We start from the raw sequence: 26270 nt of genomic DNA, 5'->3' as shown, positions 1-26270 counted from the left end.
TGATACGACAGTCCCAATAGACATATTGTATAAGGTAGTTTATCAAACGCTTCACTTTTGCAGGCCGATTCATTCAGGATTTTTCCGAATCCTTAAAATGTCATGCCGATCCGGCCGCTCACTGAGCCCAACCCACAAAATTTCTCTGGCATGAGGCGCGCTTGCAACCAGTTCTCCCTCCACTGTCATCAAAGACAACACTTGGGCCGATACATTTCTTCCATCCGGCTTCATAATCTCTATATCATCTCCCACGCTGAACTTATTTTTCTGCTCTATCCTGGCCAATCCTGTTTCAGACAACTCTTCAATTATACCAAGGTAAATATACTCGCTTATATAAGTATTATTATCATAAATCTGTGTGCTTTCATCCGGCTTACCAAAGTAAAATCCGGTAGAAAACTGGCGATAAGTACATTTTGCAATTTCCTGCTTATACCAGTCCATATTCGCTCGGTATTTCTCCTTTGATTCAAGGTAATCATCAATTGCTTTTCTATAAGTTCTTGCCACTGTAGCCACATACAGCGCATTTTTCATCCTTCCTTCTATTTTAAAACTATCAATCCCTGCATCCAGCAATTCAGGAATATACTCTACCATGCACAAATCCTTGGAATTAAAAATATAAGTTCCCCTCTCATTTTCGTAAACCGGTAGATATTCCCCCGGACGCTTTTCCTCCACTACCGCATACTTCCACCTGCATGGATGGGTACAGGCTCCCTGGTTTGCATCCCTTCCCACAAAATAATTGCTAAGCAGGCATCTTCCCGAATAAGAAATACACATAGCGCCATGGATAAAGCTTTCTATCTCCATATCTTCCGGTATTTTACGGCGGATTTCTTTTATCTCGCTTAAGGAAAGCTCCCTTGCACAAACCACTCTCTTAGCTCCCAGTTTATGCCAGAACAGATAAGTCATATAATTTGTATTATTAGCCTGTGTTGAAATATGGATATCCACTTCCGGACATATTTCCCGGGCCAAAGTAAACATCCCGGGATCCGCAATAATAAGAGCATCCGGCTTCATTTCCTTTAATTCATGAAAATAACCTGCTGCCCCTTCAAGGTCTCCATTATGCGCCAATATATTCGCCGTTACATGCACCCGCACACCATGAGCATGCGCAAATTCAATTCCTTCCCTCATCTCATCCAACGAGAAATTCTTAGCCTTGGCCCGAAGCCCAAAGGCCTCTCCTCCTATGTATACAGCATCCGCCCCAAAGCGAACTGCTGTTTTCAAAACCTCCAGAGAACTGGCAGGTATCAAAAGTTCAGGTTTCCGCATTATATATCACCCTATTTTTCTTAACACTCACTGTCACGCCATCTCCTACAGGCAAAATGGCCGTCTCAAGCTGTTCATTATGTTTTAATTCATAAAGGTATTCCCGCATCCTTCCGTGGATGGTGCGATCTCTTCTGGTAACTGCAAACCGGGACTCCATTACCTCCCCTTCCTGTAACACATTATCAGATATAAGCAGTCCTCCGGCAGGCATAAGCCGCAGAATATCCGGCAGAAAATGAATATACTGCCCCTTAGCGGCATCCATGAAAATAAAGTCATAAGGTCCTATAAGCCTGGTCAATAATTCTGTAGCATCACCCTCTAACAATGTGATTGCTTTCTCTTTTCCCGCCTTCTTAAAATTTTCTCTGGCAAGTGGGATTCTTTTTTCGTATTTCTCAATCGTTGTAATCTGACAATCCTTCGGCCCATATTCACTCATGAGAATCGCCGAAAAACCAATCGCAGTCCCCACCTCAAGAATCTGTTTTGGTTCCTTCATCGCAAGTAAAAGCTTCAAAAGGCTCTGCATCTCCGGTCGTATAATCGGCACATTTGTTTCAACAGCATACTCTTCCAATTCGTTTAAAAAAGGGGTATTGCCCACATCAAAGGAATTGATAAAAGCGCTGACTCTATTCTCCATCTTCAGGCTGCTCAGCTCCATCCCGGGGCACCTCCTCCCCATCAGCGCTGACGCCTTCTTCGTCTGCCTCTACATCCTCCTCCTCAGAATCTGCTGCCACAGGTGTAGGTGTGTTTCCTGTTGCCTTATCTTCCTCCGATACAGGGGTAGCCATAATTTCCAGCATCTGGCTTGCTGTCATATCTGTGCTTAAATCATAAATACCAGGAACAATTTTTCCATGATAGGCGGAAAGAAGCTCTTGCACTATGAACAAATTTGCATCTTCAATTAATCCTCTTTCTTCCAGCATCTGAGCAATTTCCTTTAGTGAAGCAGATTCCTCTATGCTCACCGTAATCGTTCTTCCTCCCGAGGCTGACACAGGCTGGTCTGCAAACACCCGATATCCAAACTCGTACGCCTGTGTAGCGCTACGAAAGACAAAAACGATAACCGCAGCAATAACCACCACCTTAATTATGGTTTCTATCACTGTAGCTATTAAATATTTTGTACTCATAAAACAATCATCCCTTCCTGTGCCTTAAAGATCCCGGGAAATAAACTACTCAAAATCCAGTTCATCCGCAATCGCTATATCAACCTCCTGCATCAACCGGCAAAATGCTAATTCCGCACGCAGAAAATCATTTACCAATGGATTTTCCCTGAATTTTTCATATTCCCGTTCAAAGGCTTCCATTTTTTCAAACAGCTCATCTACCTGGGCCGTATTTTGAATCTCATAGTTTCGCCGCCGGAACTCATTGACCTTCTCGTAAACCTCAGGATCTTCCTTTATCTTTTCAAGCTGATAACGATACCTTCTGTAGGTTTCCGTATTTTTAATCGAATTAACAAACCATTCCACAGCCGCATCCATATGACTATCCAGCATGATTATTTTCTCCTTATATCTCCATTATAATAGGCAGAATCATGGGACGGCGCTTCGTTTTTTTCCATACATAGTCGCCCAAGGCATCCTTAATGGAGCTTTTTAATTTGCCCCAATCAGAAATCCCCCTGCTCAGGCAGCTGTCCACCGCCTCATTTACCACAATTCTGGCTTCCTCCATCAGTTCATCAGATTCCCTTACATACACAAACCCTCTGGACACAATGTCAGGCCCGCTTACCAATTCATCGCTTGCCCCATCCAGCCCAAGTACCACAATCATGATACCGTCCTCCGCCAGATGCTGCCTGTCTCTGAGCACAATATTCCCAACATCGCCCACTCCCAGTCCATCTACCAGAATATCACCTACCGGCACCTTTCCGGTAACCTGCGCCTTTTCCTCGGTAAGCTCCAGCACATCGCCGGACTGTAGTATAAAAATATTTTCCTTGGAAATGCCAAGCTCTTTGGCTATTTTAGCCTGTGCCTTTAAATGCTTATATTCCCCATGGATAGGAACCGCGTATTTGGGCCGTACCAAAGTATAAATCAGCTTGATTTCCTCCTGGCAGGCATGGCCTGAGACATGAACATCCTGAAAAATAACATCCGCACCCTTTAGCAACAGCTCATTGATCACATTCGTAACCGCCTTTTCATTCCCCGGAATTGGATGTGAGGAAAAAATTACAGTATCTGTAGGCCCAATAGAAATTTTTCTATGATTGTCCCCTGCCATACGGCTCAAGGCTGCCATGCTTTCCCCCTGACTTCCTGTTGTGATAATGACCGTTTTCTCATCCGGATAATTTTTAAGCTGCTCAATATCAATTAATGTATTTTCCGGAATACTCAGATATCCTAAATTAGTAGCCGTTTCAATCACGCTCACCATACTGCGGCCCTCAACCACCACCTTGCGGCCAAATTTATAAGCAGTATTGATAATCTGCTGCACCCTGTCCACATTAGAGGCAAAGGTCGCGATAATAATGCGGGTGTTTTTATGCTCCTGGAAAAGGATATCAAAGGTTCTCCCTACTGTGCGTTCCGAGGACGTAAAGCCTGCCCGCTCCGCATTAGTGGAATCACACATAAGCGCAAGCACGCCCTTTTTACCGATTTCAGCAAAACGCTGCAGGTCAATAGCATCACCAAACACCGGCGTGTAGTCTACCTTAAAATCTCCCGTATGCACCACAATACCTGCCGGGGAATAAATAGCCAGCGCCGCGGCATCCACAATGCTATGATTTGTTTTAATGAATTCAATCCGAAACTGTCCAAGATTTATAGACTGTCCGAATTTTACTACTTTTCTTTTTGTATTGTTTGTAAGATTATGCTCTTTTAGCTTGTTTTCAATAATTCCCATGGTCAGCTTGGTTGCATAAATGGGAACGTTCACCTCTCGCAGCACATAGGGTAACGCACCAATATGATCCTCATGGCCATGTGTAATGATGAAGCCCTTTACCCGCTCAATATTGTTTTTTAGGTAGGTCACATCAGGTATGACCAGATCAATTCCCAGCATATCGTCTTCTGGGAAAGAAAGACCGCAGTCCACAACAATAATACTGTCTTCGTACTCAAAGGCAGTAATGTTCATGCCAATCTGCTCAAGGCCACCAAGCGGAATGACCTTCAGCGCTAAGCTGCTTTTCTGTTCATTTTTTTTCAATCAGATTTACCTCAACTTTCTTTTCAGCACCTGCGCAGCTTCCCGTTATAACCTAAACAAAATTTACCACTCGTGTAACCTGATTTTATCCTTTTCCGAATTGTCACACGCACTTAATTCATTGTTTACGAAAGAAACAGGTTGCCTTGGCAAGGGCACTGTATTTTCTATAAACAACTGCCGCCTTATCTATGGACAGTCTGTTTTACTTACACAAAATCTCTCGGCTATTCGCTCTTTTCCACATTGTATTGATAGCTTACTTAAGCTCAATGTCCTCAAGAAGATTTTCAAATACCTCCGCAACAGCGGACATCTCCGTGTCATCCTCTACGATTTCATAGATACTTTCCCCGGTTTCTTGCTCTGTAATCTCTTTTAATATGAGAGCTTCTCCATCCCCTTTCTGGGTATCTGTCACCAGAATATATTGATTTCCGCCCAGCTTTGTCTGCTCTAAAATATAAAACTCCACACTTTCCCCGGTGTCAAGTGTAAATTTAATCTTTTCCAATTATCTTCTCCTACAATCTAAAAATCCCTGTAAAATAAGCACAGCCGCAATTTTATCCACATATTCTTTGCGGTTTTCTCTTCGTATTCCAGCCTCTATCATTGCCTTGTCAGCGGCAACAGTGGTAAGTCTTTCATCCCATGTATGTACCGGCAGTCCTGTGCGCCGCTCCAGCTTGTCCTTAAATGCAAGGGTTGCTTCTACCCTTGGCCCTAATGTATCGTTCATGTTTTTGGGCAGCCCTAAAACCATTTCTTCCACCTGATATTCCTCAATCAGTTCCTCTATTCTTGCCAGTGTCTGGCGTAATTTATTTTCTTCTTTTCTTCTGATAATTTCTATTCCCTGGGCTGTAATCAGCAGTTGGTCACTGATTGCCACGCCTACCGTTTTTGCCCCAAAGTCCAAACCCATAATCCGCATATTTTTACTGCTTTCTGTTTTATTGGCCATGTTCTATTTCCAATGACTGCTTTTAATATACTCCGTCAGCATTTCTTCCACCAGCTCGTCCCGCTCTACCTTCATAATCATGCTTCTGGCATTTTTGTAGCTGGTGATGTATGTGGGGTCTCCCGACATAATATACCCCACAATCTGATTAACAGGATTATACCCCTTCTCGGTCAGCGCTGCGTATACATCTGCAAGTATTTCTTTTACGCTTGTATTATCTGTCTCTACTTTAAAAAATTGTGTATTTCCTAAATCCTGCATAAGTAACACCCCTTAATATCAACATTCACTCGCTCTTATCTTACTCCTTTTTATCATAAAATTCAATGTATTTGCGGCTGAAACAGCAAAATATCTGACATAAGGAAGTCCGTAAGCATGCCTTTTCGTATCTGGCCCGAAAGATTTTCTTCTGTTTCATAGGCTGCGCGAATGTACTCTCTTGTATGACCAATCTGATAATTTCTACCGTTTATCCTTCTTTCTTCCTCAAACAGCACTTCTGCCTGCTTATGTAAATACATTTTTCTGTATGCTTGTGACATTTTCTTTTCAAGCTCTAAAAGCGTATTGCTGCGAAGGGCCTTCTCTCCTTCCGAAATCTGCTTATCCATAACGGCCGCCGGCGTCCCTTTCCTTTTCGAGTATTTGAAAATATGCATCTCATAAAATCCAACCTTTTGCAAAAACTCCTTTGTCTTTTCAAAGTCCTCCCATGCTTCACCCGGAAATCCCACAATCACATCCGTGGTAATAGCCGGTTCATCAAAGTATTTTCTTAAAATACACACTTTTTCATAGTATTCCTTTGTGGAATACTTTCTATTCATTCTCTCGAGCACCTCATCACAGCCGCTTTGCAGAGAAAGGTGAAAATGGGGGCAAATCTTGGAACATTCAAAAAGCCCTTTTACAAATTCTTCCGTAATTATTCTCGGCTCCAATGAACCTAAGCGAATCCTCTCTATGCCTTCCTCCTGCTGCAGACACTGTATCAGCCATAGTAATTTACTCATGGTAAAATCATTTCCACTTTTCATGCCATAAGAACTCAAATGTATACCTGTAAGAACCACCTCCTTATAACCGTTCCTGGAAAGTCTTCTTACTTCATCTAAGATATCCTCTATCTTGCGGCTGCGTATCCTCCCTCTCACATAAGGAATGATACAATAAGAGCAAAACTGATTACACCCATCCTGCACCTTGATAAAGGCCCTGGTATGCTCCGCCGTACGGTGCAGCACCATAGTTTCATATTCATCCGTATGCCCAATCTCTATTATCGTCCGGCCCTGCAGGGTCTTATTCTCTTTAGCTTCCTCCTGTTCTTTGTGCTCTGCTTTTTCCTTATTTGACAAAAATTCTTCAAGAATAGGGATCAAATCCTTCTTTTTGTTATTTCCAATGGCAAGGTCAATACTCGCATCCTTTAAAGTATCTTCCCCTCCTGCCTGCACATAGCATCCCACAGCCACCACCACAGACGCCGGATTCATTTTTTTCGCCCTGTGAAGCAGCTGTCTGCTTTTTCTGTCCGCTATATTCGTTACCGTACATGTATTTACAATATAAATATCAGCCTTTTCATCAAATGGTACAACCCTATAACCCTTTTCCTGCAAGATCTGTTGCATATAATCCATTTCATATCCGTTTACTTTGCATCCAAGGTTGTGAAATGCTACACTTTTCATTCTAACCACCATATTTTTTGTATTGTTTTATCATTGACTTTTTTATCCCAACCCTTTACTATAATAACACAGGGTATAGAAAGAAAAGGAGGTAAATAAAATGAAAACAGTACAAATTTCGTTAAATTCAATTGATAAGGTAAAATCTTTTGTAAATGATATTTCAAAATTTGATTATGATTTTGATTTAGTATCCGGCAGGTATGTAATTGATGCGAAATCTATTATGGGTATCTTTAGTCTGGATTTATCCAAACCCATTGATTTGAATATCCATGCAGAAGATAACATCGATGCTGTTCTGGAAGCTTTAAAGCCTTACATGATTTAATACTCGTAAGGAGCGCGCCTGCAGGTTTAGGCGAAGGTAATCATAAACCGTAAATTTATGATGCGGCCAGAAACATACATACATAATTAAAACCGTGAGCTGGCTTATATGCCAGCTCCTTTTTATGCACAGACCAAGGCATAGGAAACTGTAACAGCGTTATTTCCACCTTACCACTTCTACCTCGTCTGTGTCTATTGCCTTCCGCACCAGCTCGTCCATTTTTTCTCCTAATTTCAATTCGTGACGCTTAATCACATTCAAATTGGGCTTTGTCACCGGATGCTTTGCCACAAAAATAGTACAGCAATCCTCGTATGGCAAAATAGATGTTTCATAAGTTCCAATCTTTTCCGCCACATTCACAATTTCCATCTTATCAAAACCGATTAAAGGACGAAAAACAGGAAGTGTACACACTTCATTGGTCACGGCTAAAGACTGTACCGTCTGGGAAGCCACCTGGCCAATGCTCTCTCCTGTAATCAGTCCCAGACAATCATTTTTTTCCGCCAGCATTTCCGCAATCCGCATCATATACCTGCGCATAATGATGGTAAGCTCCTCATGAGGGCATTTGTCATAAATATACAATTGAATATCCGTAAAATTAATGGTATGGAGATAAACCGCTCCTGCATAACGGGAAACCAGCCTGGCCAAATCAACCACCTTCTGCTTTGCCCTGTCACTGGTATAAGGAGGGGCATGAAAATAAACCGCATCTATTTTAACGCCGCGCTTGGCAATCATATATCCGGCCACTGGCGAATCAATTCCCCCTGACAAAAGAAGCATTGCTTTTCCATTACTGCCTACCGGCATACCGCCTGGACCTGGTATTTCCATAGAATAAATATAAATTTTTTCACGGATTTCCACATGCAGCATCACATCCGGCTCATGCACATCCACCCGCATCATAGGAAAAGCGTCCAGTACTGCACCTCCAAGCTCTCTGCTAAGCTCCATAGAGGTCATGGGATAATTTTTTCTTGCCCTTCTTGTATGGACTTTAAAAGTAATGTTCTTATCGGCATACACCTTGTCCACATAATTGATAAGCGCTTCCGCAAGTTTTTCATAGCCCTCATCCTCCGCATGGACAACCGGGCAGATACCTGAAATGCCAAACACTGTCTTTAAATTATCCACCGTTTCCTCAAAGTCAAACGCCGACAGAGCGTGCACATAAATTCTTCCATCGGTACGTGTTACCTTAAATTCGCCTTCACATCTCCTAAGAGCATATTTAACCTGATGAACCAGCGCATCCTCAAATATATATTTATTCTTTCCCTTAACACCAATTTCCGCATATTTAATCAAAAAAACACTAAACATATTTCCTCTTTTCTTGAAAGGTATCGAATAACCCCGCAGCAAACCAGCCAAATGCCGGCTGCGGGGCTATATCCTCCATGCTTCCAGTAACCCTCCATGTCGCTGCTTTGCAGCGATATAAAACCGAATGAAAAATGCCGTATTTTAGGCATTTTCCCGGGTGAAATTTAGAAGTTCTTAGCGAAACAGCCTCTGCTGTGAGCTTTAGAACTTCTTTTCACCCTATTGTCTGGTATATTTCCTAAGCATGGGAATTATATCATACAACATCTGCAAAGTATAGTTTATTTCTTCTATTGTCGTAAAAACTGAAAAACTAAAGCGTATCGTGGAGCCCAGCAGCTGCGTATGGATTCCCATAGCTCGCAGCGTTGCGGAAGGCTGTGGCTTGCGGGCTGAGCAGGCGCTTCCTGCCGAAACATAAACCCCTTTATCCTCCAGCGCATGAAGAATCACCTCGCTGCGCACTCCCTGAAAGGAAACACTTACAATATGCGGTGCACCTGTTTCATTCGGATGTCCGTTTACAATCACGTTATCTATCTTTTGTACGCCGGATACAAAGGCCCTCTTTAACCGGTAAAGATTTTCTACCTCCCGGTCCAAATCACTATAAATGATTTCTATCGCTTTTGCCAGCCCGGCAATCGCCGGAACATTTTCTGTACCGGAACGAATCCCCTTTTGCTGTCCGCCACCAAAAACAATGGGCTTGATCTTCACCTTTTCATCTACATACAAAAATCCAACCCCTTTTGGCCCGTGGATCTTATGCCCGCTGACAGACAATAGGTCTATTTTCATCCTTTTGGGATATATCCTGCACTTCCCATATCCTTGTACAGCATCCACATGAAACAATATTCTGGGATTTATCCCCTTAATAAGCGCCCCTGCTTCTGCAATAGGCTGCATAGAACCCACCTCATTGTTGGTATGCATGATGGACACCAGGATGGTTTCTCCTGTAATGGCACGCTGTAAATCTTCCAGACGGATACATCCTTTTTCATCTACCGGCAGATAAGTCACCCTGAATCCTTCTTCCTCCAAATGCTTCATGGTCTGAAGAACCGCCGGATGTTCAATCTGCGTAGTAATCAGATGCCGGCCACTCCGGCAGTTTGCATAAGCACATCCCATCAGTGCAAGATTATCGGATTCCGTTCCTCCTGAAGTAAAAAATATTTCTTTTTGATTTACTTTTAAATTTTCGGCAATTACATCCTTTGCATAACGTATATATTTCTCCGCCTCAACGCCCTTTCTATGGAGACTTGAGGGATTTCCATAGTCTTCACACATAATCTGGGTCATCAGGGCAGCTACTTCATCAAAGCTTCTGGTGGTCGCCGAATTATCTAAATATACCTCCATATTAATCCTCCATTCTTGCCGGCAGCCCGCAAGTTTGGATGCCAGCACAAATTTGTTTGACTGAAAAATCTTTGATGATTCAATCTATGGCCTTTCTGAACAGAGCGTTCTTTTATCCTACTATTACTATATGATTATTGTTCCAAATGGTACATTATAATAGAGAGAACTGTCATGCCGGCGGTTTCCGTTCTCAAAATACGCCTTCCCAATGTAACAGGCATGATCCCCGCCTTTATCGCATCCTCAATTTCCTCTGTTGAAAACCCTCCCTCCGGTCCAATGAAAACCGCCACATCTTTCCCCGGCCGCAAACTGCCAATCACTTCCCTGGTCCTTTCCATACCTTCTGCAAGCTCATAGGGAATCATTCTAATATCCGCACACTGGCTATGGTCTATAGCCTCTCGAAAGCTCATCACATTCCGCACCCTGGGAATAATCCCCCTTTTGCTTTGCTTGGCCGCCGCCTCGGCAATTTTCTGCCACCTTAAAGCTTTGCTTTTAGCCTTGCGCTCATCCAGCTTCACCACAGCCCGCTTTACCGCAATCGGTATGATTTCATACACGCCTAATTCCACTGCTTTTTGAATAATCCACTCCATTTTATCTGCCTTCGGCAGTCCCTGAAAAAGATATATTTTAGAAGGAAGCTCCACTCCATCTTCCTTGATAAAGCGAACCTCACAAATAATTTCTTCTCCCTTAAGCTCCTTAATGCCACAGCGGTATTCTTTTCCATCTACTCCGTTGCTCACGGAAATTTCTTCCTCTGCCTTCATACGTAACACATTTTTAATATGATTGACGTCTTTTCCTGTTATAATTACCTTATTTCCCTGAATCTGATCAGGTTCTACAAAAAACTGATACATCTTTCTGCCCTATCTGTTGTAATCGTTCAGACAAGCTGACCTTGTTCCCCTACGTCCACTGCCGGATGATAATTAACTGCTCTTTTGCGCTACCACACTGACCCATTCGCCCTGATAGTTCACCTCAAGCACCTCAAGCCCTACTGCTTTTACCGCACTGACCACTGTTTCTTCCTTATCATCAATAATACCTGATGTAATATAAATGCCGCCCTTTTTCAGCTGGTGAACAATCACCGGTGTCAAGGCCAAAAGCACTTCAGCTAAAATATTGGCTACTACAATATCATAACATTCGTATCCTACCTGATTCTGTATTTCCTTTTCCGTGATAATATTACCAATCATCATAGTAAAATCATCCGCGGCTATCCCATTTGCTTCCATATTTTCTCTAACCGCATCCACTGCACAAGGGTCAAGATCCGTTCCCACTGCCTTCTTTGCCCCAAACATAAGAGAAAGAATTGCCAAAATACCGCTTCCGGTTCCAACATCCAAAAGTGTTGTTTCAGGTGTAATAAATTTGCGCAGCGCCTTGATGCAAAGCTGCGTAGTATCATGCATACCAGTTCCAAAAGCCGTCCCTGGGTCAATATGCAAAATCATTTTGCCTGTATCCTCAGGCTTTACCTCCTCCCAGGAAGGAATCACCAGCACATCGTCTATCATAAACTGATGGAAATATTGCTTCCAATTATTAATCCAGTCAATATCCTCCGTTTCCTCAACGCTGACCGTACCCTCTCCTATATCCATCAAACATCTTAAATCTTCCAGCTCTCTTTTAACACATTCCAAAATAGCTTCTTCCGAAGTCTCCTCCCCATTTAAAATGAGCCCTGGCTGTCCATCCTCCTTAAGTTCTCCATCCTTCTCCTCTACGAAGAAGCTTAAATAAGCAATTCCATCATCTTCAGGCCCATCCGGCAAAATATCCACAAACATCTGCTCTTTCTCAAGTGCCGTAAGTGGAACCTTGTCCTCAATCTGCGCGCCTTCAAGCCCTATATCATACAGCGCACTAATAATAATATCCTCTGCATCCGTAATCGTCTTTATACGAAACTTCATCCACTTCATAAGCTAAGCCCTTTCCAATAAACAATTCCAGCCCATTGACTGCTGAATATTTACATATTATCATAGAAATAACTTTGATGCTATACAAAAATAACCTCTCTTAAGGAGGCGGACTGTTACTGCCAAACTATTATGAAAGGACTTCTCCATGATACAAGACATTTATCCTAAAATCTATCATAATGAATATCATGATATAAAACCAACAGAAAATGATTTTATTCTGATTTTTCATAAAAATATGGTTCTTTTACGTTTTAAAGACGTTAAGCTCCGTTACCCCACGCTAAAGGAAATCGCCGGATTGCCTTATACATATTACTATTTATTTTCCATAGACAATTACAAATATTTTCTGGCATTCCCCAACACCGGACCAGGACAGAATAAACAGGATATCCCCCTTTCTTTAGAACATTATCATTACGAAGATGTACGTATTTTCCGCACTGCCAACTCAAGGCACAGCGCTTTTGCAGGCATCACGGCCCACCACCTTTTTATTTGGTATCAGGCAAATCAATTTTGCGGCCGATGCGGACACAAAATGGTTCCTGACCAAAAAGAAAGAATGCTTTTTTGCCCTGACTGCCATAATATAGTTTATCCAAAAATTTCTCCGGCTGTAATCGTTGGCGTTCTAAACGGAAATAAGCTTTTAATGAGTAAATATGCCGGGCGATCCTATGCGAATTATGCTCTGATTGCAGGCTTTACGGAAATCGGTGAAAGCGTGGAGCAGACAGTGGAAAGAGAGGTAATGGAGGAAGTAGGCCTTAAGGTAAAAAATATCCGCTATTATAAAAGCCAGCCCTGGGCCTTTTCTGACAGCTTACTTATGGGTTTTTTTTGTGAGCTTGACGGCTCTGACCAAATCACCCTGGATACCAATGAGCTTGCAGAAGCCGGATGGTATAGCCCCAATGAAATTACATTGGAAGATGACCACGTAAGCCTTACAAGAGAGATGATTATGTTATTTAAGAATGGAGGATTATCATGATTATACAAAGTAAAAGGGTATGGATTGGCGGACAATTTATACCAGCCCAACTCAACATTCAGGGACAAAAAATCGAAAGCGTTTATCCCTGGGGCACAAACATGCTGACAAGTACAGATAAAGACTATGGACATTTGCGAATTGTACCAGGCTTCATTGACGTGCATACCCATGGGGCCTATGGCTTTGACACCAATGATGCTAACCCGGAAGGATTACGCCATTGGTTAAAGCACATTTCCGAGGAGGGTGTGACAGCAATACTTCCCACAACGGTCACGCAAATGCCCCACATTCTTACCGCAGCGCTTGCCAATGTTGCAGCAGTGGCACAAGAAGGGTATGAAGGCTCTGAAATCTTAGGCATTCATTTTGAAGGCCCCTATCTGGATATGCAATACAAAGGCGCACAAGCGCCGGAAGCAATTGCCGCCCCTTCCGTGGAGCAATTCTGTAACTATCAAAAAGCTGCTTGCGGCAGAATTAAATATATTACTTTGGCGCCGGAGCATGACCCGAACTTTGCACTGACAAAATTTTGTAGTCAGAATGGTGTCATTGTAAGCATGGGACATTCTTCTTCAAATTATGAGACGGCCCTTATGGGAATTGCAAACGGCGCAATGAGCATGACCCATGTATACAATGGAATGACCGGCTACCACCACCGTGAACCCGGTCTTGTAGGAACTGCTTTAAGAGTACGCGAAATCTATGGGGAAATCATTTGCGATGGCCGCCATTCTCATTTGGCCGCCCTAAACAATTTTTACACAGCCAAAGGAAAAGATTATACCATTATGATTAGCGATTCTTTGCAGGCAAAGCATTGCCCTCCCGGAAATCACTACGAACTTGGCGGTCACCCATACGAGGTCGGTAAGGATGGCCTTGCCAGATTAAAAGGCACAAACACCATTGCCGGAAGCACCTTAAACATGAACAAAGGGCTGAAAATTCTTGTGGAGGACGCTATGATACCTTTCGATGCTGCACTAAATTCCTGTACCATCAACCCCGCCCGAATGCTCCACATAGACAGCCGTAAGGGAAGACTTACCTCAGGCTTTGATGCCGATATCGTAGTTTTAGAAGACAACTACGATGTCACCCAAACCTACTGCCGCGGAGCCGCAATGCTTTAATCCAGGCTCATTATTTCATAAACTGGAGGCAGCCATCCACCAACTTAGATTGTTGCCTCCTCATTTTTATTACATATATACATTGTACACACAAGGCCATAGACTTCTTATTTTTTTCGAAAAAATGCCATTCCCGAAAGCAACACTAGCATCCCTGAGGCCAAAAGCCGCGCCCAATCCATTAAAAGCCAGAACTCACCGCCACACACCGCGCTCGGCGTTGTATTATATTCATCCACAAATACCCCCATATTCCAAAACAACTGCCCGGATATCAAAAAAACCGCCAAACTCAAAATAAAAATTACTGCTGATACTGCCTTCCTTTTCATTTATCAGCCTTCCCTCTAAATTTTCTATTATACTTAAGCACAATCGCTGAAGTTTTAGGAAGAGTTATATTCATTTTTCCTGCTGTTACAGGATATTCATAAGTCTCTGTGGTATAACCTTCCTCCGTAGTAAGCATCAGGCGCTTCATCACACTTTCTTTAGGGATTCCCAAATGCCAGACTGAAAACTCCCTTGTCGCCTCATGATCATTGTTGTTTACCAACACAACAATAACCTCTTTTCTGTTAAATCTTCCATAACCTAATATGTTATAGTCTCCATCTATATATTTCAAGGACCCGGTACATATTTCCTGATTTTCCTTATGAATGCGAATCATTTCCTTATGAAACTGTATCAATTCCTGATCCTCATGCCCCCAGGGATAAGTCCGCCTACTGTCCGGGTCAGTAAAGCCACACACACCTGCCTCATCCCCATAATATATAGTAGGCGCCCCCGGCCAGGTCATCTGAATCACCACCGCTTCGCGCAAAACCGCCTTATTTACCCCCTCATCAGCCGCCTGTGCGCCTAATGTATTCGTTCTGCCCACCTTCTTGTTGGTTCTTGTCAGGAATCTGGAATGGTCATGATTGGAGAGCTCGTTCATTGCAATCTGAAGGGACGGCGTAGTGAAGCTGGCCATATAATGCCGCATGGATCCCATAAAATGATCGGCATTTCCAAACATATCTCCTCTATAATCGTCACTGTGCTTCTGCATACCTGTCAAAAACCAGGTTACTGGCTCCATGAACGCATCATAGTTCATAACCGTATCCCATTCCTTGCCATTTAACCATTCCCTGGGATTACCATAATGCTCTGCCAGCACGATGGCATCAGGATTTGCCTGCCTGACAGCCTTTCTGAATTCCTGCCAGAAATAATGGTTAAATTCAGGACTGTGACCTAAATCTGCCGCCACATCCAAACGCCATCCGTCTGCATTATAAGGAGGAGAAACCCATTTTGCAGCCACATGCATAATATAATCAAACAATTCCTTCGACATTTCATAATTCAGCTTTGGCAGAGTATCATGTCCCCACCATCCGTCATAGCTTCCATTATAAGGCCATACATTTTCATTATAGAATTGAAAGTATCCGTTATAAGGACTTTCCTTACAGATATGCGCTCCCTTTTCATACCCCTCTGCATTCTCATATATTCTTTCCCTGTCCATCCACTTATTAAAGGAGCCACAGTGGTTAAACACGCCATCAAGAATTACCCTTATCCCTCGCCTGTGAGCCTCCTTGACTACTTCAGCAAACAGTTCATTGCTTGCCTCCAAATTCTTTTTGTTGGTAACCCTGTCAATATACCTGGATGCAAGCCGGTTCTCCCTGCACCAGTCAGGAAGCAGCTCGCCCTCATCGCTGACAATCTTCCCAATATGAGGATCGATATAATCATAATCCTGTATATCATATTTATGATTGGAGGGTGAAACAAACAGAGGATTAAAATAAATCACATTTATTCCAAGTTCCTGCAAATAATCCATTTTATCAAGAACCCCCTGAAGGTCGCCGCCGTAAAATTCACGGACCCCCATTACAGCCGGGTATTTGTCCCAATCCTCCACCTTCACAGTCTTATCTCCAATATATTCATATTCAGAAGTAAGAACATCATTTGTGGGATCCCCATTATAAAAACGATCCACATAGATCTGGTATATAACCGCTCCCTTTGCCCACTTCGGCGTCTTAAACCCTGGAATGATCCGAAAAGCATACTCTGGCACGGCCTCTTTTGCCACACCTCTGGCATCATATATACATTTTATCTTGCCTACCTGCACTTCAAAGTGATAAGAAAATTCCTCATCCTCCACTTCCACCTGGCAGGCAAAAAAATCAAAATTACCATCACAGCTTTCTTTTAGCATCAGATGCTTAATACCACGGTTTACCAAAAAAACTCTATCTATATTGTTTAAATCTGCTCGAAACCTGATTGTAACCTGCGAATAAGGACTAGGTTCTGACGGAGACAAATAATCCTCCGTTGTATCACTAAACAAAGCCTTCCGATTAAAAACAGGCCGCATACCTGATATATACTGCCTGTTCTTCTCCGCTCTTACCAATCGCTCAAAATCCATACCGTTAGATCCACTCCTTTGAATATTATGCACACTTTATAATACACTATTATAAGGAAGTTAGTCAACCGCCTCAACCTGAACTGTTATAACGTAAAAAAGACAGTAATTTTATTTACTGTCCTTTTTAGAGAAGGTATTTCTTTCTTATGGGGGTATAGCAAAAAACTATATAATGTATTGGGGGGTTACAAGTAGTATAATACCATACCCCTGCTTTTGCGTAAATACCCACGATTCACAAATATTACAAATTTGGCCATTCATTTTTGTGCAATATTTATAATTAACTTTCGAAAAAAGCCTCTGGCGAAGGATTGTTCCGGTTAAACAAAGCCTCAAATTCAACCCTTCCAATCTTTTCCTTCTTAAGAAGAAGCTCTGCACAGTCATGAAGCACCTGCACATGTTCTAAGATAATCGCTTTTGCTTTTGCATAACAATCATCAATAATGCTCTTTACTTCCTTATCAATCTCGCCCGATATTAATTCGCTGTGACTCTTGGCATGGGCCAAATCTCTCCCAATGAACACTTCGTCATCGTCACTGTTATAATTGATGACACCAATGTTTTCTGACATACCGTATCTGGTCACCATATCTCTCGCGGCCTGCGTTGCCTTTTTGATATCGCTGGATGCTCCTGTTGTAATATCATTAAATATAATTTCTTCCGCAATTCTTCCGCCTAAGGATACCATAATATCCTGCAGCATTTTACCTTTTGTGATAAACATCTCATCATTTTCAGGAAGTGGCATCGTATAGCCTGCTGCCCCAAGGCCGGTAGGGATAATGGAAACTGTATACACAGGTCCTACATCCGGCAGTACATGGAATAAAATTGCATGGCCCGCTTCATGGTAAGCCGTAATTTTCTTTTCCTTATCCGTAATGATACGGCTTTTCTTTTCCGCACCAATTCCTACTTTAATAAACGCCTTTTTGATATCCTCCTGTACCACAAAGCTTCTATTCTGCTTGGCTGCTACAATGGAAGCTTCATTCAAAAGGTTTTCAAGATCCGCCCCCGTAAATCCTGCGGTTGTCTGGGCAATCTGCTTTAAATCAACGTCCTCTGCAAGCGGTTTATTTCTGGCATGTACCTTGAGAATGTCTTCCCTGCCGCCTATATCCGGCCTGTTAACACTGATCTTTCTATCGAAACGTCCGGGACGCAGAATTGCCGGGTCCAAAATATCCACACGATTCGTAGCTGCCAACACAATAATGCCTTCATTTACCCCAAACCCATCCATCTCGACAAGCAATTGGTTTAAGGTCTGTTCTCTCTCGTCATGGCCGCCTCCCATACCGGTTCCACGGCGCCTTGCAACCGCATCAATTTCATCTATGAACACAATACACGGTGCATGCCTCTTTGCATCCTCGAACAAATCGCGGACTCTGGATGCACCTACACCTACAAACATCTCCACAAAATCAGAACCTGAAATACTGAAGAAAGGAACTCCTGCCTCTCCCGCAATTGCCTTTGCAAGCAGCGTTTTTCCTGTACCGGGCGCTCCCTCTAAAAGCACACCCTTCGGAATCCTTGCCCCTACCCTGGTAAATTTGGCAGGCTCCTTTAAAAATTCCACAATTTCTTCCAGTTCTTCTTTTTCTTCCTTAAGGCCGGCCACATCCTTTAGCATAATCTTTCCATCACCCATGGAAAGTCTTGCTCGGCTCTTACCAAAATTCATCATTTTGCTATTGCCGCCTGTGTTTTGGCTATTCATCATCACAAAGAAGAAGACCATTACAATGATTGCCAACAGGACCGGAAATACGCTTGTCAAAAACCAGCTTTCCTCCTGTACCTTCTTTACCTCCGGATCTACCCCGTAGGAAATCAACAGTTCTTCAATTTCCCTTACATCCGTTGCGTACAGGGTCCTGCTCGGCCCTTCGCTCAATATAAAATCCACCTCGCCGGTAGGTGTCTCCCGGCTGGGAGAAATGCTGGCGTACACCACGTTGCCCTTTTCCAGATCTTCAATTAATTCGCCTCTGGTATACTCAACCTGGTTATTGTCCAACAAATTTGGAATAACAAGCAGCGCCAGCAACAGTAATACCAGTACAAAATATGCACTATATCCTTTATTTCTCTTATTCAATGTCTTACCCCCTGCATACCGCAGACTATCTCCACGATACTGCAATCATTTTCTACCTTGGAAACAGTTTCCAATTTTTATTTCCTTCCGGAAGGACTCTCCCTTACTCAAATTCCACTATTCCAATGTAGGGGAGGTTTCTGTATTTTTGATCATAGTCAAGTCCATATCCTACCACAAATTCATCAGGTATCTGGAACCCTGTATAATCTACATTCACATCCACCACTCTCCGGTCCGGCTTATCTAACAAGGTGCAAAGCCTAAGGCTTTCAGGCCCTCTATCCTTAAGCATCTCCAGAAGATAGCTTAAGGTACGTCCGGAATCCACAATATCTTCTATTACGATAACATTTTTCCCTTTCAGCGGTTCGTCCAAATCCTTTACAATCCTGACTACACCGCTAGATTTGGTTTCACTGCCATAGCTTGAAACAGACATAAAATCCAGAGAAACCGGCACGGTAATTCTTTTGGCTAATTCACACATAAAAAAGCTTCCGCCCTTTAGCACACAGACAAGATGTACCTGCTTACCTGCATAATCTTTGCTGATTTGTTCACCAATCTGCTGAATTTTAGCGTCCACTTCCCCCTCAGATAACAGTACTTTAATTTTTTCAGTCATATCACTGACTCCTTTCTTCTTAAAGCTGACACTCTATAGCGCCGCCAGTACTTATCCCTCTTGATCTACAGCTCTTACCTGTAAAACCATACGGGTATCTTTATGTACCTTGTAATATTCACTTATCCTGTATCCCGGTATCCATATCACATGGGCACCCTCTGCCAACAAATAAATCTTATCTCTGTCCTGTCTGGGAACCTTTTCATTTACAAAATAATCCTGCAATGATTTACGTCCCATCCCATTATGAATCATAAAATAATCCCCGGATTTCCTGGTCCGGAACACAATAGCCGAAGTTATTTTATCATAATCAAACCATTTCGTATATGTTTTTTCCGGAATATTTTGTGAATCCTCACAAAAAAACACTGTATTTCCACAAAAAAGTTCTGTGCTTTCCACCTTCTTACTACAATGGAGGGTAAATTCCACCCTTCCCAGCCCCGGCACATATATAGATGAAGGAAAAGGAAGTGTCACCTCACATTCTACCTTATTTTCTCGTAAAGGCAAAAATGCCTTATCTTTTCCAGCTTCATCCCTCTTTTTTATCATACCCAAATCATATTTTTTATAAACCACAAGACGATACGGTAAATGCAGCTCTCTGCTGCCTGTCCCTCGAAAGAGCGCTTCTACTCCTTTAATATGGGCTGCCGTAATATCCTTCCTGCGCCCGGCTGCCAATGCAATACTCTCAAGCAGAACACGTCCCCGTAAATATTCGTCCTCCTTAAAAAGCTCCGGTATCCTAATTTCAACCACCGCCTGCTCCCCGTCCACCTGCACACATCTTTTCAAGGCCTCCTTTGTCTGCCTGCTGATATACTCCTCCGCCTCAAAAAGCTGCTCGGCTGCCCGGTACATATTTGCCACTGCCCCCTTGCAGACTTCTCTTTCGGCATACGCCAGAACATGATGCCTGATGCGGTTCCTGGTATAAATATCCTGCTCATTCGTGCTGTCCGTACAAAAAGGAATTCCCTTTTTCCAAAGCCATGCTTCTATTTCCTTTCTTTGTAAGCATAAAAGCGGGCGAATCACCTTTCCGTTTACCGGCCGTATACCGCTTGCTCCCGTAAGCCCTGTTCCCCGAAACAGGTGAAACAACATCGTCTCCGCCCGATCATTGCTGTTATGGGCGATGCCAACTTTTCCTTTCCTGTCCCCCAGCGCCTGTTCAAAAGCCTGATACCTTACCTTCCGCCCTTCCTCCTCCTCAGAGGTCCCATTTTCTCTTGCCCGTTCTTTCACATTTTCTTCTACCAGACGGAAAGGGACTCCAAGCCTCTTGCAAAGCTTTCCCACAAAAAGAGCATCCTGCGCCGCATCCTGTCGTATCCCATGATTTACATGTACCACCTCTATTTTAAAAGGAATCTGCCTCTGCATTTCCATCAGCAAAAAAAGGAGGCAAACAGAATCTGCGCCCCCTGAAATTCCTGCCACTACCGTATCTCCCTGTTCTATCATACGATATCTATTCACATAATTCATTACCTTCTTAACCATACCTAATAATATAGCTCAAATTCCCAAAAAGTCAATCACCTTACCTCTATCCTTTATAGAAATTTTATTTCGCGCAATTCTATTTTCGGATAATTTATTGTCGGTCAGTCACTGTCGTTTCCAAATCCCAATTACAAGCACTGTCATATCATCCCGAATTCTGCCCCTGCTTTGATGGATACAAAAATTTAAAATTGCATTCGCCATCTCCCCCGGATTTTCCAAATTCGTATTGCCGATTAACTCCGATAGCATGTCCTCCCCTATTCCTTGAGAAAGAGCATCTAATATACCATCGGAAACCATAACAATATAATCTCCATCCATCAGAGTTCTTCCTACCGCCTCCATATCCGGCTTTTTAAAAACCCCCATGGGCAGATTGCCCGATGAAATTCTGTCCACCAAATGCTGCCTTTTAATATAGGAGCTGGCACTCCCAACCTTAACAAAATGACACTCTCCGCTGTACAAATCCATGCTGCAAAGATCCAGAGTGGACATATTGGAATTTTCTCCTCCTGCAAGTAACGCGCTGTTAATCATCTGTATCGCCATTTCCATCTGAAAACCCGCTTCTAAAAACTTCTGCATCAGCTCCACTACCATAGTACTGTCATTATTCGCTTTCTCCCCGGAGCCCATACCATCTGAAAGTACTACCGTAAGATTTCCCATGTTTGTCTCAAAAAAAGCATAATTATCTCCCGAAATCTTTTCCGTCTCTTTGGTTGCCTTCGCTACTCCTGTCAAAACATGATATTTAGCTTCTTCCACATAATAAAAGGTTTCCCAGTCCGCTCCCACAAAAAAAGCATTATCCTGCGCGCCTACAAGACGCATATTCAAAAGAACGGAAAGTAAATCTCCAATTTCTTCCGAGGATAAATTATTTTTCTTAATATTTCTCATGGTAAGCGTCACTTCCATACGGCCTGTCTCATTTTCAATCAAATACAGATTTTTAAGCTGAATTTCAACCTCTCGAAGGGCGTGGGAAACCTGCTTAAACCGCCTCTCTCCCATTGGCACACATCTTCTGGATTCCTCCGCAAGCTGAGTCATGATCTGTGCCATTTCTTGAAGGTGCGCTATCATCAAATCTTTATTTTCGTTCAGGCGCTTCTGCCATATGTAGTCTCTTCTGTCGCTCTCTAATGCTATATCCGTGTTTTCTCTGTTATTCTCGGTCTCTCTAAAACTTTCCGCCAACTCCCTAATGGAATCTGCGTAGGTAAGCAGTTTTCTTCGTCCATATTCCGGTAGTATGCTGTTAAATTCTTCTCTTTCGCTTAATACCTGTTTCCTCATAACCGCTCCCTCCTGCAAGGGATTATTATACACGGCAAACAAGAAATATTTTGTCAAAAAAATACTATGAAATCAAAAAATATTTTGACAGCAAGCGCCATCTCTCTTTACAGGTTCGTTCATCAGATACTGCCATACTTCATATCCCTTTGACTCATTGCTCACAGGATGAAAAGCAGGCTGCCCTATGCCGAGGACAGCCTGCCTTAATTTTCATCTCTGAATACAATTTCACCTTCATACACCAAACCAAGCTTATCTCTTGCTATTTCCTCAATGTATTTCTTGGTATGTGTATATTTTTCAAATTCTTCTATTTCCTGTGCACGTTTTTCTTCCGCCGCAATCTGTTCCTCCAATGCTGCCTCTTTTTGATGGTAGATTTCCTGCTTCGCCATAAGCTCCACACTATTAAAAGCCACCACAACAAGCAACATGATTACAACAATTAAAACCAAAAACATGCCAAAGCGGTTCTGCCGCCTTCTTCTATGTGCAGCCATCTTTGCCATAATATTTTATCCCTTCATTTCAAGCTGCCCATTCCGAGCGCAACTCCCCTTAATGCTTAGATAATGTTATTTTAAGTAATTTCAGCTTACCCGTCAACTTGTTTTTTAAATATTTCCCAGCTTTCTTTCCTCTCCGGTAAGAACGCCCTGAAATCTTATATATTTTTCTCCCTAAAAGGCGCGCTGGCCTTAAAATAAACCGCAAAAAACAGAAGACTACATGAAATATACGCTTAATTACGGTCGTCAAAATATTTACAAACAGCGGGCTGACGCTTTTTTTATATACAAGCATCCCAATCGCTGCGCCAAACACGGCAAACCACCTTAAAATCCCATTATTTTCCTCATAAAGCATGTAAAAAACACCGATTGCACAGGCAATCCAAAAAATCATATCTTCCAGAGAAATCAGGAAAAGACTGTGGCTCACCAGCCTGCGTAAAATCAAAAACCCATCATAAGCAAAGGTAATAACAATTCCCAGCAAAAAGGAATGCAATAAAAATGTTACTTCATTTACAATATCCTGGCTCATAAACACCTACTTAAACAGCCTTGCTAACAATGACTCTCCCTTAGCCCCTATGCCTGCCTGTTCCGAATAAGTGAAGCTGTCAACCCTTCCATCCACGTCTACCTCTCCTTTATCCAGAGTAAGCCTGCTCACATGTAATTCATTTCCCTTGATCATCAGCATACCCTGTTCCGTTTCCAGGATAATTTCATTTTCATCAAAAGACAGGACGTCATTTACGCCCGTCAGATTACATGTTCTTCTATTGTTCAGCATCAGCTTATGTGCGCGTTTATTTACATTCGTCAATTCTTCCATATGATTCCTCCATGCTTCCAATAACCCGTGTATTAGGGTGTGAGCACAAATTTGTTGATTGGACATCTCTGATTTTTCAGTCTATCCCCCTAAAAGATTATATTAGGAAACTTGTCAATATAGAATCACTTTTTATAAGCCAGCTAAATTTTATCTATAAATACTTAAACAGTTCTTTTGCTTCTTCTTTTTTCACTGTCTCCTGTACGTTCAGCACTTCTACCTTCACGTCCTTATTGCCAAAAGCGATGGTGATCACATCTCCCACTTTTACATCTGCCGATGCCTTAGCAGGCCTATCGTTAATAAAAACCCTTCCTGCATCACAGGCCTCATTGGCAACGGTTCTTCTCTTAATTAACCGGGAAACCTTTAAATATTTATCCAGTCTCATTTTCAAACCCCCTGCATATTCTCTGCCGCCTATATACTCAAAAACCGATGATTCTTCCTAAGTGTTCTTTATCTTTACATAAAAAGAACCTGCTCAAAGCAGGTCCCTTAAATATTTTATCTTATTCGTTGATCATATCCTTTAAAGCCTTGCCTGCTTTAAATTTAGGAGCCTTGGATGCTGCAATAGGCATTATCTCACCTGTACGTGGATTTCTGCCATCTCTTGCTGCTCTCTTAGATACTTCAAAAGTACCAAAACCAACTAGCTGAACCTTTCCATCATTTTTTAATTCTTCTGATACAACATCAATAAAAGCCTTTAAAGCCTGCTCTGCATCCTTCTTGGATAAACCAGCCTGTTCTGCCATTGCAGCAACTAACTCTGTTTTGTTCATTTCGAACTCCTCCTCTATTATTATATGAGTGTTTTCAGATGTCTCTTCTTGAAACGCCTATATCTATATATAGCGTTTCTGGGTATATTTGTCAAGGTATATTTCCCTACTCCAAGACTTTTTATACATTTTTAGAATCCCCATCAAGAACATTGCCGCTTACTGTATTTCCACTTACCGTATTACCATTATTTCCCTGATTATCTGTATCATCGCGATTATCTGTATTATTGCTGTTACCCGTATTGTTCTCATTATTTGAACTGCTTTGGTTTCCTGTACTTCCCTGATTGTTTTCGTTTTTCTTTTTATCCTCATTGAGTTTATTTCCGCTTACCGTATTTTTATCGGCATTATTGCCGCTTACCGTGTTATCGCTATTCTCAGGATCCAAATCCGGGAAGGAATAAGTAACATCCTCATCATCATCCGCAATATTAATACTGTAGCTTCTGGTAATATACCCGGTTTTCCTTAAGGTAATTGTGTGTTCCCCCGGTGTCTTATCATAAGTAACCGGCGCAATTCCCATATACAGATTATCCTGATATACCTCAACGCCATTCGGTGTATCAATGGTGACCGTACTGGTCTTCTTTTCTTCTTCCTTGTTTTCAGTAACGCTGTTACCGGAAACAGTGGAAACTTTCTCCACTAAGTTCATCTTAACAGTAGTGTTCTTTCCCTCCACCTGAAAATACTGTGAAAGAGTTTCATAGCCAGAGGCCTCTGCCGTAACCTGGTGAAGCCCTATTGGCAGTCTCAACGGATATTTGGTTTCTACCTTTGTATCATCCACGTACACAGCTGAGGGAGTGGGTGTAATTTCAAATGTTACAATCCCATCCTTCGGCTCAGGAATTTCAATATCCTCAAGGTTTAAAACCGTCTCCTTATTTCTCTCAATCGTCACTTCCCTGGTTTCGTCCACACCATCTGCATTAAACCTTACAGTGTAGCTCCCCTCCGGTACTGTGAACAGCATATCTGGTGCAATCTGGGAAATTACTGCCTGTCCAATCTCTATCCAGCCTCCCAAAACAGCATCTTCATTTTCAAGCTTCAGGTATCCATGCCCCTTATCCACCGCAATGCTCATTATATTATAATCCATTCCATAAAAAGTAAGCACATCATGACGGATAATCTGGGAGGTATCAATTGATTTCCCATCTGAAAATACCATTACATTTCCGCCAATGCTGTACATTTCATCTCCAATTGCCGCACTTCCGTTACCTGCGTCCAAAATATATCTGTCTACTTCTTCATAACTCCAGGCATCTTTAGAAAGGCTGATGGAACCCACCTTTTCCAGCTCATCATTATAAGAAATATCCGCTATAGTTCCCGCCTTAAGCTGCGCCATTGTTATAGCGCTTCCGTATTTATCCCAGATAAGCGTGGCGCCGCTATAGCTTAAGGTTCTACTCTCATTTCTGTTAACCAAGCGCACTGTAATGGTTTGATCTTCCTCATTCGTACCTTCAATAATTACCGTTGCGTCAGAAGTATAAATATTTACAGCTTCTTCTTCCTCTTCATTCTCGTAAGAGCTTGCAAAAGTAGACTCGTGCGCCAAACTGGCAGCGCTGCATCCTGTCAATATAAGGCACAATCCACAAAGAACAGGTTTTATCAACTTTTGTATATTATTTCTATTCATCATCATACCCCCTGCATAGCAAAACAATATCTGCCATGCTGTGTTAATTAACTACTTTATTTCTTTCCTGTCTTACAGTATAACACTTA

General features: G+C 42.4%; 27 protein-coding genes and 1 pseudogene. 3 read left to right on the top strand and 25 right to left on the bottom strand.

Annotated features, from left to right (window positions below):
• Positions 1 to 69 precede the first annotated feature (69 nt).
• The 9 genes from D5281_RS00565 to mtaB form a co-directional block, all read right to left on the bottom strand.
• Positions 70 to 1302, bottom strand: coding sequence for a peptidase U32 family protein (locus tag D5281_RS00565; protein WP_160558215.1), 1233 nt, complete (start codon positions 1300 to 1302; stop codon positions 70 to 72).
• Entirely contained in the window at positions 1289 to 1972 is a 684-nt protein-coding gene (locus tag D5281_RS00560; protein ID WP_330584720.1) for an O-methyltransferase, read from the bottom strand. The genes D5281_RS00565 and D5281_RS00560 overlap by 14 nt, the downstream gene beginning before the upstream one ends.
• Positions 1941 to 2453, bottom strand: a complete 513-nt coding sequence (locus D5281_RS00555) for an endolytic transglycosylase MltG (protein WP_160558214.1) — start codon at positions 2451 to 2453, stop codon at positions 1941 to 1943. The genes D5281_RS00560 and D5281_RS00555 overlap by 32 nt, the downstream gene beginning before the upstream one ends.
• 45 nt (positions 2454 to 2498) lie before the next feature.
• Entirely contained in the window at positions 2499 to 2831 is a 333-nt protein-coding gene (locus tag D5281_RS00550; RefSeq protein ID WP_160558213.1) for a YlbF family regulator, read from the bottom strand.
• A 13-nt stretch (positions 2832 to 2844) separates the two neighbouring features.
• Entirely contained in the window at positions 2845 to 4518 is a 1674-nt protein-coding gene (locus D5281_RS00545; RefSeq protein ID WP_160558212.1) for a ribonuclease J, read from the bottom strand.
• Between the two features lie 259 nt (positions 4519 to 4777).
• The gene (locus D5281_RS00540) at positions 4778 to 5032 is read right to left on the bottom strand and encodes a DUF1292 domain-containing protein (RefSeq protein WP_160558211.1); all 255 of its coding nucleotides are present in this window, start codon (positions 5030 to 5032) and stop codon (positions 4778 to 4780) included.
• Positions 5033 to 5455, bottom strand: coding sequence for a Holliday junction resolvase RuvX (gene ruvX / locus D5281_RS00535; protein ID WP_160558462.1), 423 nt, complete (start codon positions 5453 to 5455; stop codon positions 5033 to 5035).
• Positions 5456 to 5488: 33 nt separating this feature from the next.
• Positions 5489 to 5749: an IreB family regulatory phosphoprotein gene (locus D5281_RS00530; protein WP_160558210.1), complete on the bottom strand. Its 261-nt coding sequence runs from the start codon at positions 5747 to 5749 to the stop codon at positions 5489 to 5491.
• A gap of 62 nt (positions 5750 to 5811) precedes the next feature.
• A complete protein-coding gene (gene mtaB / locus D5281_RS00525; protein WP_160558209.1) occupies positions 5812 to 7185 on the bottom strand; it encodes a tRNA (N(6)-L-threonylcarbamoyladenosine(37)-C(2))-methylthiotransferase MtaB in 1374 nt (457 codons plus the stop codon).
• Positions 7186 to 7285: 100 nt separating this feature from the next.
• Between mtaB and D5281_RS00520 the strand changes: the two genes are divergently transcribed.
• Positions 7286 to 7516: an HPr family phosphocarrier protein gene (locus D5281_RS00520; protein WP_160558208.1), complete on the top strand. Its 231-nt coding sequence runs from the start codon at positions 7286 to 7288 to the stop codon at positions 7514 to 7516.
• A gap of 159 nt (positions 7517 to 7675) precedes the next feature.
• Here D5281_RS00520 and thiI read toward each other — a convergent pair whose 3' ends face one another.
• The 4 genes from thiI to prmA all read right to left on the bottom strand — a co-directional run bounded on the left by thiI (position 7676) and on the right by prmA (position 12195).
• Positions 7676 to 8860, bottom strand: a complete 1185-nt coding sequence (gene thiI, locus D5281_RS00515) for a tRNA uracil 4-sulfurtransferase ThiI (RefSeq protein WP_160558207.1) — start codon at positions 8858 to 8860, stop codon at positions 7676 to 7678.
• Positions 8861 to 9082: 222 nt separating this feature from the next.
• Positions 9083 to 10237, bottom strand: a complete 1155-nt coding sequence (locus tag D5281_RS00510; protein ID WP_160558206.1) for a cysteine desulfurase family protein — start codon at positions 10235 to 10237, stop codon at positions 9083 to 9085.
• 134 nt (positions 10238 to 10371) lie between these two features.
• Complete coding sequence (locus tag D5281_RS00505; RefSeq protein WP_160558205.1) at positions 10372 to 11112, bottom strand: 16S rRNA (uracil(1498)-N(3))-methyltransferase; 741 nt, start codon at positions 11110 to 11112, stop codon at positions 10372 to 10374.
• A 72-nt stretch (positions 11113 to 11184) separates the two neighbouring features.
• Positions 11185 to 12195 (bottom strand): 50S ribosomal protein L11 methyltransferase, encoded by a 1011-nt coding sequence (gene prmA / locus D5281_RS00500; protein ID WP_160558204.1) that lies wholly within the window; start codon positions 12193 to 12195, stop codon positions 11185 to 11187.
• Between the two features lie 148 nt (positions 12196 to 12343).
• Here prmA and nudC point away from each other — a divergent pair, with 148 nt between their 5' ends.
• The gene (gene nudC / locus D5281_RS00495) at positions 12344 to 13198 is read left to right on the top strand and encodes an NAD(+) diphosphatase (protein WP_160558203.1); all 855 of its coding nucleotides are present in this window, start codon (positions 12344 to 12346) and stop codon (positions 13196 to 13198) included.
• Positions 13195 to 14343: an N-acetylglucosamine-6-phosphate deacetylase gene (gene nagA, locus D5281_RS00490; RefSeq protein ID WP_160558202.1), complete on the top strand. Its 1149-nt coding sequence runs from the start codon at positions 13195 to 13197 to the stop codon at positions 14341 to 14343. Before nudC ends, nagA begins: the two co-directional genes overlap by 4 nt.
• Positions 14344 to 14450: 107 nt before the next feature.
• On the opposite strand, the gene D5281_RS00485 is transcribed toward nagA, so the two are convergent.
• The 12 genes and pseudogenes from D5281_RS00485 to D5281_RS00430 form a co-directional block, all read right to left on the bottom strand.
• Positions 14451 to 14675, bottom strand: coding sequence for a hypothetical protein (locus tag D5281_RS00485; protein ID WP_160558201.1), 225 nt, complete (start codon positions 14673 to 14675; stop codon positions 14451 to 14453).
• Positions 14672 to 16795 carry a glycoside hydrolase family 13 protein gene (locus D5281_RS00480; protein ID WP_160558200.1) on the bottom strand — a complete coding sequence of 708 codons (2124 nt, stop codon included), beginning with the start codon at positions 16793 to 16795 and terminating at the stop codon, positions 14672 to 14674. Before D5281_RS00480 ends, D5281_RS00485 begins: the two co-directional genes overlap by 4 nt.
• A 286-nt stretch (positions 16796 to 17081) precedes the next feature.
• Complete coding sequence (ftsH, locus tag D5281_RS00475) at positions 17082 to 18920, bottom strand: ATP-dependent zinc metalloprotease FtsH (protein ID WP_160558199.1); 1839 nt, start codon at positions 18918 to 18920, stop codon at positions 17082 to 17084.
• 103 nt (positions 18921 to 19023) lie between these two features.
• The gene (gene hpt / locus D5281_RS00470) at positions 19024 to 19548 is read right to left on the bottom strand and encodes a hypoxanthine phosphoribosyltransferase (protein ID WP_160558198.1); all 525 of its coding nucleotides are present in this window, start codon (positions 19546 to 19548) and stop codon (positions 19024 to 19026) included.
• Positions 19549 to 19599: 51 nt separating this feature from the next.
• A complete protein-coding gene (tilS, locus tag D5281_RS00465) occupies positions 19600 to 21066 on the bottom strand; it encodes a tRNA lysidine(34) synthetase TilS (RefSeq protein WP_160558197.1) in 1467 nt (488 codons plus the stop codon).
• A gap of 108 nt (positions 21067 to 21174) precedes the next feature.
• Positions 21175 to 22377: a SpoIIE family protein phosphatase gene (locus D5281_RS00460; RefSeq protein WP_160558196.1), complete on the bottom strand. Its 1203-nt coding sequence runs from the start codon at positions 22375 to 22377 to the stop codon at positions 21175 to 21177.
• A gap of 206 nt (positions 22378 to 22583) precedes the next feature.
• The gene (locus D5281_RS00455; RefSeq protein ID WP_160558195.1) at positions 22584 to 22889 is read right to left on the bottom strand and encodes an FtsB family cell division protein; all 306 of its coding nucleotides are present in this window, start codon (positions 22887 to 22889) and stop codon (positions 22584 to 22586) included.
• Between the two features lie 49 nt (positions 22890 to 22938).
• Positions 22939 to 23427, bottom strand: coding sequence for a spore cortex biosynthesis protein YabQ (gene yabQ, locus D5281_RS00450; protein ID WP_160558194.1), 489 nt, complete (start codon positions 23425 to 23427; stop codon positions 22939 to 22941).
• 6 nt (positions 23428 to 23433) lie between these two features.
• Positions 23434 to 23724 (bottom strand): sporulation protein YabP, encoded by a 291-nt coding sequence (gene yabP / locus D5281_RS00445; RefSeq protein ID WP_160558193.1) that lies wholly within the window; start codon positions 23722 to 23724, stop codon positions 23434 to 23436.
• A gap of 154 nt (positions 23725 to 23878) precedes the next feature.
• Positions 23879 to 24118 carry an RNA-binding S4 domain-containing protein gene (locus tag D5281_RS00440; protein ID WP_160558192.1) on the bottom strand — a complete coding sequence of 80 codons (240 nt, stop codon included), beginning with the start codon at positions 24116 to 24118 and terminating at the stop codon, positions 23879 to 23881.
• A 121-nt stretch (positions 24119 to 24239) separates the two neighbouring features.
• A pseudogene (locus D5281_RS00435) lies at positions 24240 to 24551 on the bottom strand (HU family DNA-binding protein); the annotation flags it as partial.
• Positions 24552 to 24636: 85 nt separating this feature from the next.
• Positions 24637 to 26187: a PEGA domain-containing protein gene (locus tag D5281_RS00430; protein WP_160558190.1), complete on the bottom strand. Its 1551-nt coding sequence runs from the start codon at positions 26185 to 26187 to the stop codon at positions 24637 to 24639.
• Between the last annotated feature and the right edge of the window lie 83 nt (positions 26188 to 26270).

Source organism: Parablautia muri (assembly GCF_009917485.1).
In the GTDB taxonomy this organism is placed as follows: Bacteria; Bacillota; Clostridia; order Lachnospirales; family Lachnospiraceae; genus Suilimivivens; species Suilimivivens muri.
This window is presented reverse-complemented; position numbering and strand designations above follow the sequence as displayed.

Excerpts from the sequence above, each read along its gene's own strand:
- D5281_RS00565 (WP_160558215.1), bottom strand. The coding sequence starts at position 1,302 with ATGCGGAAACCTGAACTTTTGATACCTGCCAGTTCTCTGGAGGTTTTG.
- D5281_RS00560 (WP_330584720.1), bottom strand. The coding sequence starts at position 1,972 with ATGGAGCTGAGCAGCCTGAAGATGGAGAATAGAGTCAGCGCTTTTATC.
- D5281_RS00555 (WP_160558214.1), bottom strand. The coding sequence starts at position 2,453 with ATGAGTACAAAATATTTAATAGCTACAGTGATAGAAACCATAATTAAG.
- D5281_RS00550 (WP_160558213.1), bottom strand. The coding sequence starts at position 2,831 with ATGCTGGATAGTCATATGGATGCGGCTGTGGAATGGTTTGTTAATTCG.
- ruvX (WP_160558462.1), bottom strand. The coding sequence starts at position 5,455 with ATGCGGATTATGGGTTTGGACTTTGGGGCAAAAACGGTAGGCGTGGCA.
- D5281_RS00530 (WP_160558210.1), bottom strand. The coding sequence starts at position 5,749 with ATGCAGGATTTAGGAAATACACAATTTTTTAAAGTAGAGACAGATAAT.
- mtaB (WP_160558209.1), bottom strand. The coding sequence starts at position 7,185 with ATGAAAAGTGTAGCATTTCACAACCTTGGATGCAAAGTAAACGGATAT.
- D5281_RS00520 (WP_160558208.1), top strand. The coding sequence starts at position 7,286 with ATGAAAACAGTACAAATTTCGTTAAATTCAATTGATAAGGTAAAATCT.
- thiI (WP_160558207.1), bottom strand. The coding sequence starts at position 8,860 with ATGTTTAGTGTTTTTTTGATTAAATATGCGGAAATTGGTGTTAAGGGA.
- D5281_RS00510 (WP_160558206.1), bottom strand. The coding sequence starts at position 10,237 with ATGGAGGTATATTTAGATAATTCGGCGACCACCAGAAGCTTTGATGAA.
- D5281_RS00505 (WP_160558205.1), bottom strand. The coding sequence starts at position 11,112 with ATGTATCAGTTTTTTGTAGAACCTGATCAGATTCAGGGAAATAAGGTA.
- prmA (WP_160558204.1), bottom strand. The coding sequence starts at position 12,195 with ATGAAGTGGATGAAGTTTCGTATAAAGACGATTACGGATGCAGAGGAT.
- nudC (WP_160558203.1), top strand. The coding sequence starts at position 12,344 with ATGATACAAGACATTTATCCTAAAATCTATCATAATGAATATCATGAT.
- nagA (WP_160558202.1), top strand. The coding sequence starts at position 13,195 with ATGATTATACAAAGTAAAAGGGTATGGATTGGCGGACAATTTATACCA.
- D5281_RS00485 (WP_160558201.1), bottom strand. The coding sequence starts at position 14,675 with ATGAAAAGGAAGGCAGTATCAGCAGTAATTTTTATTTTGAGTTTGGCG.
- D5281_RS00480 (WP_160558200.1), bottom strand. The coding sequence starts at position 16,795 with ATGGATTTTGAGCGATTGGTAAGAGCGGAGAAGAACAGGCAGTATATA.
- hpt (WP_160558198.1), bottom strand. The coding sequence starts at position 19,548 with ATGACTGAAAAAATTAAAGTACTGTTATCTGAGGGGGAAGTGGACGCT.
- tilS (WP_160558197.1), bottom strand. The coding sequence starts at position 21,066 with ATGGTTAAGAAGGTAATGAATTATGTGAATAGATATCGTATGATAGAA.
- D5281_RS00460 (WP_160558196.1), bottom strand. The coding sequence starts at position 22,377 with ATGAGGAAACAGGTATTAAGCGAAAGAGAAGAATTTAACAGCATACTA.
- D5281_RS00455 (WP_160558195.1), bottom strand. The coding sequence starts at position 22,889 with ATGGCAAAGATGGCTGCACATAGAAGAAGGCGGCAGAACCGCTTTGGC.
- yabQ (WP_160558194.1), bottom strand. The coding sequence starts at position 23,427 with ATGAGCCAGGATATTGTAAATGAAGTAACATTTTTATTGCATTCCTTT.
- yabP (WP_160558193.1), bottom strand. The coding sequence starts at position 23,724 with ATGGAAGAATTGACGAATGTAAATAAACGCGCACATAAGCTGATGCTG.
- D5281_RS00440 (WP_160558192.1), bottom strand. The coding sequence starts at position 24,118 with ATGAGACTGGATAAATATTTAAAGGTTTCCCGGTTAATTAAGAGAAGA.
- D5281_RS00430 (WP_160558190.1), bottom strand. The coding sequence starts at position 26,187 with ATGATGATGAATAGAAATAATATACAAAAGTTGATAAAACCTGTTCTT.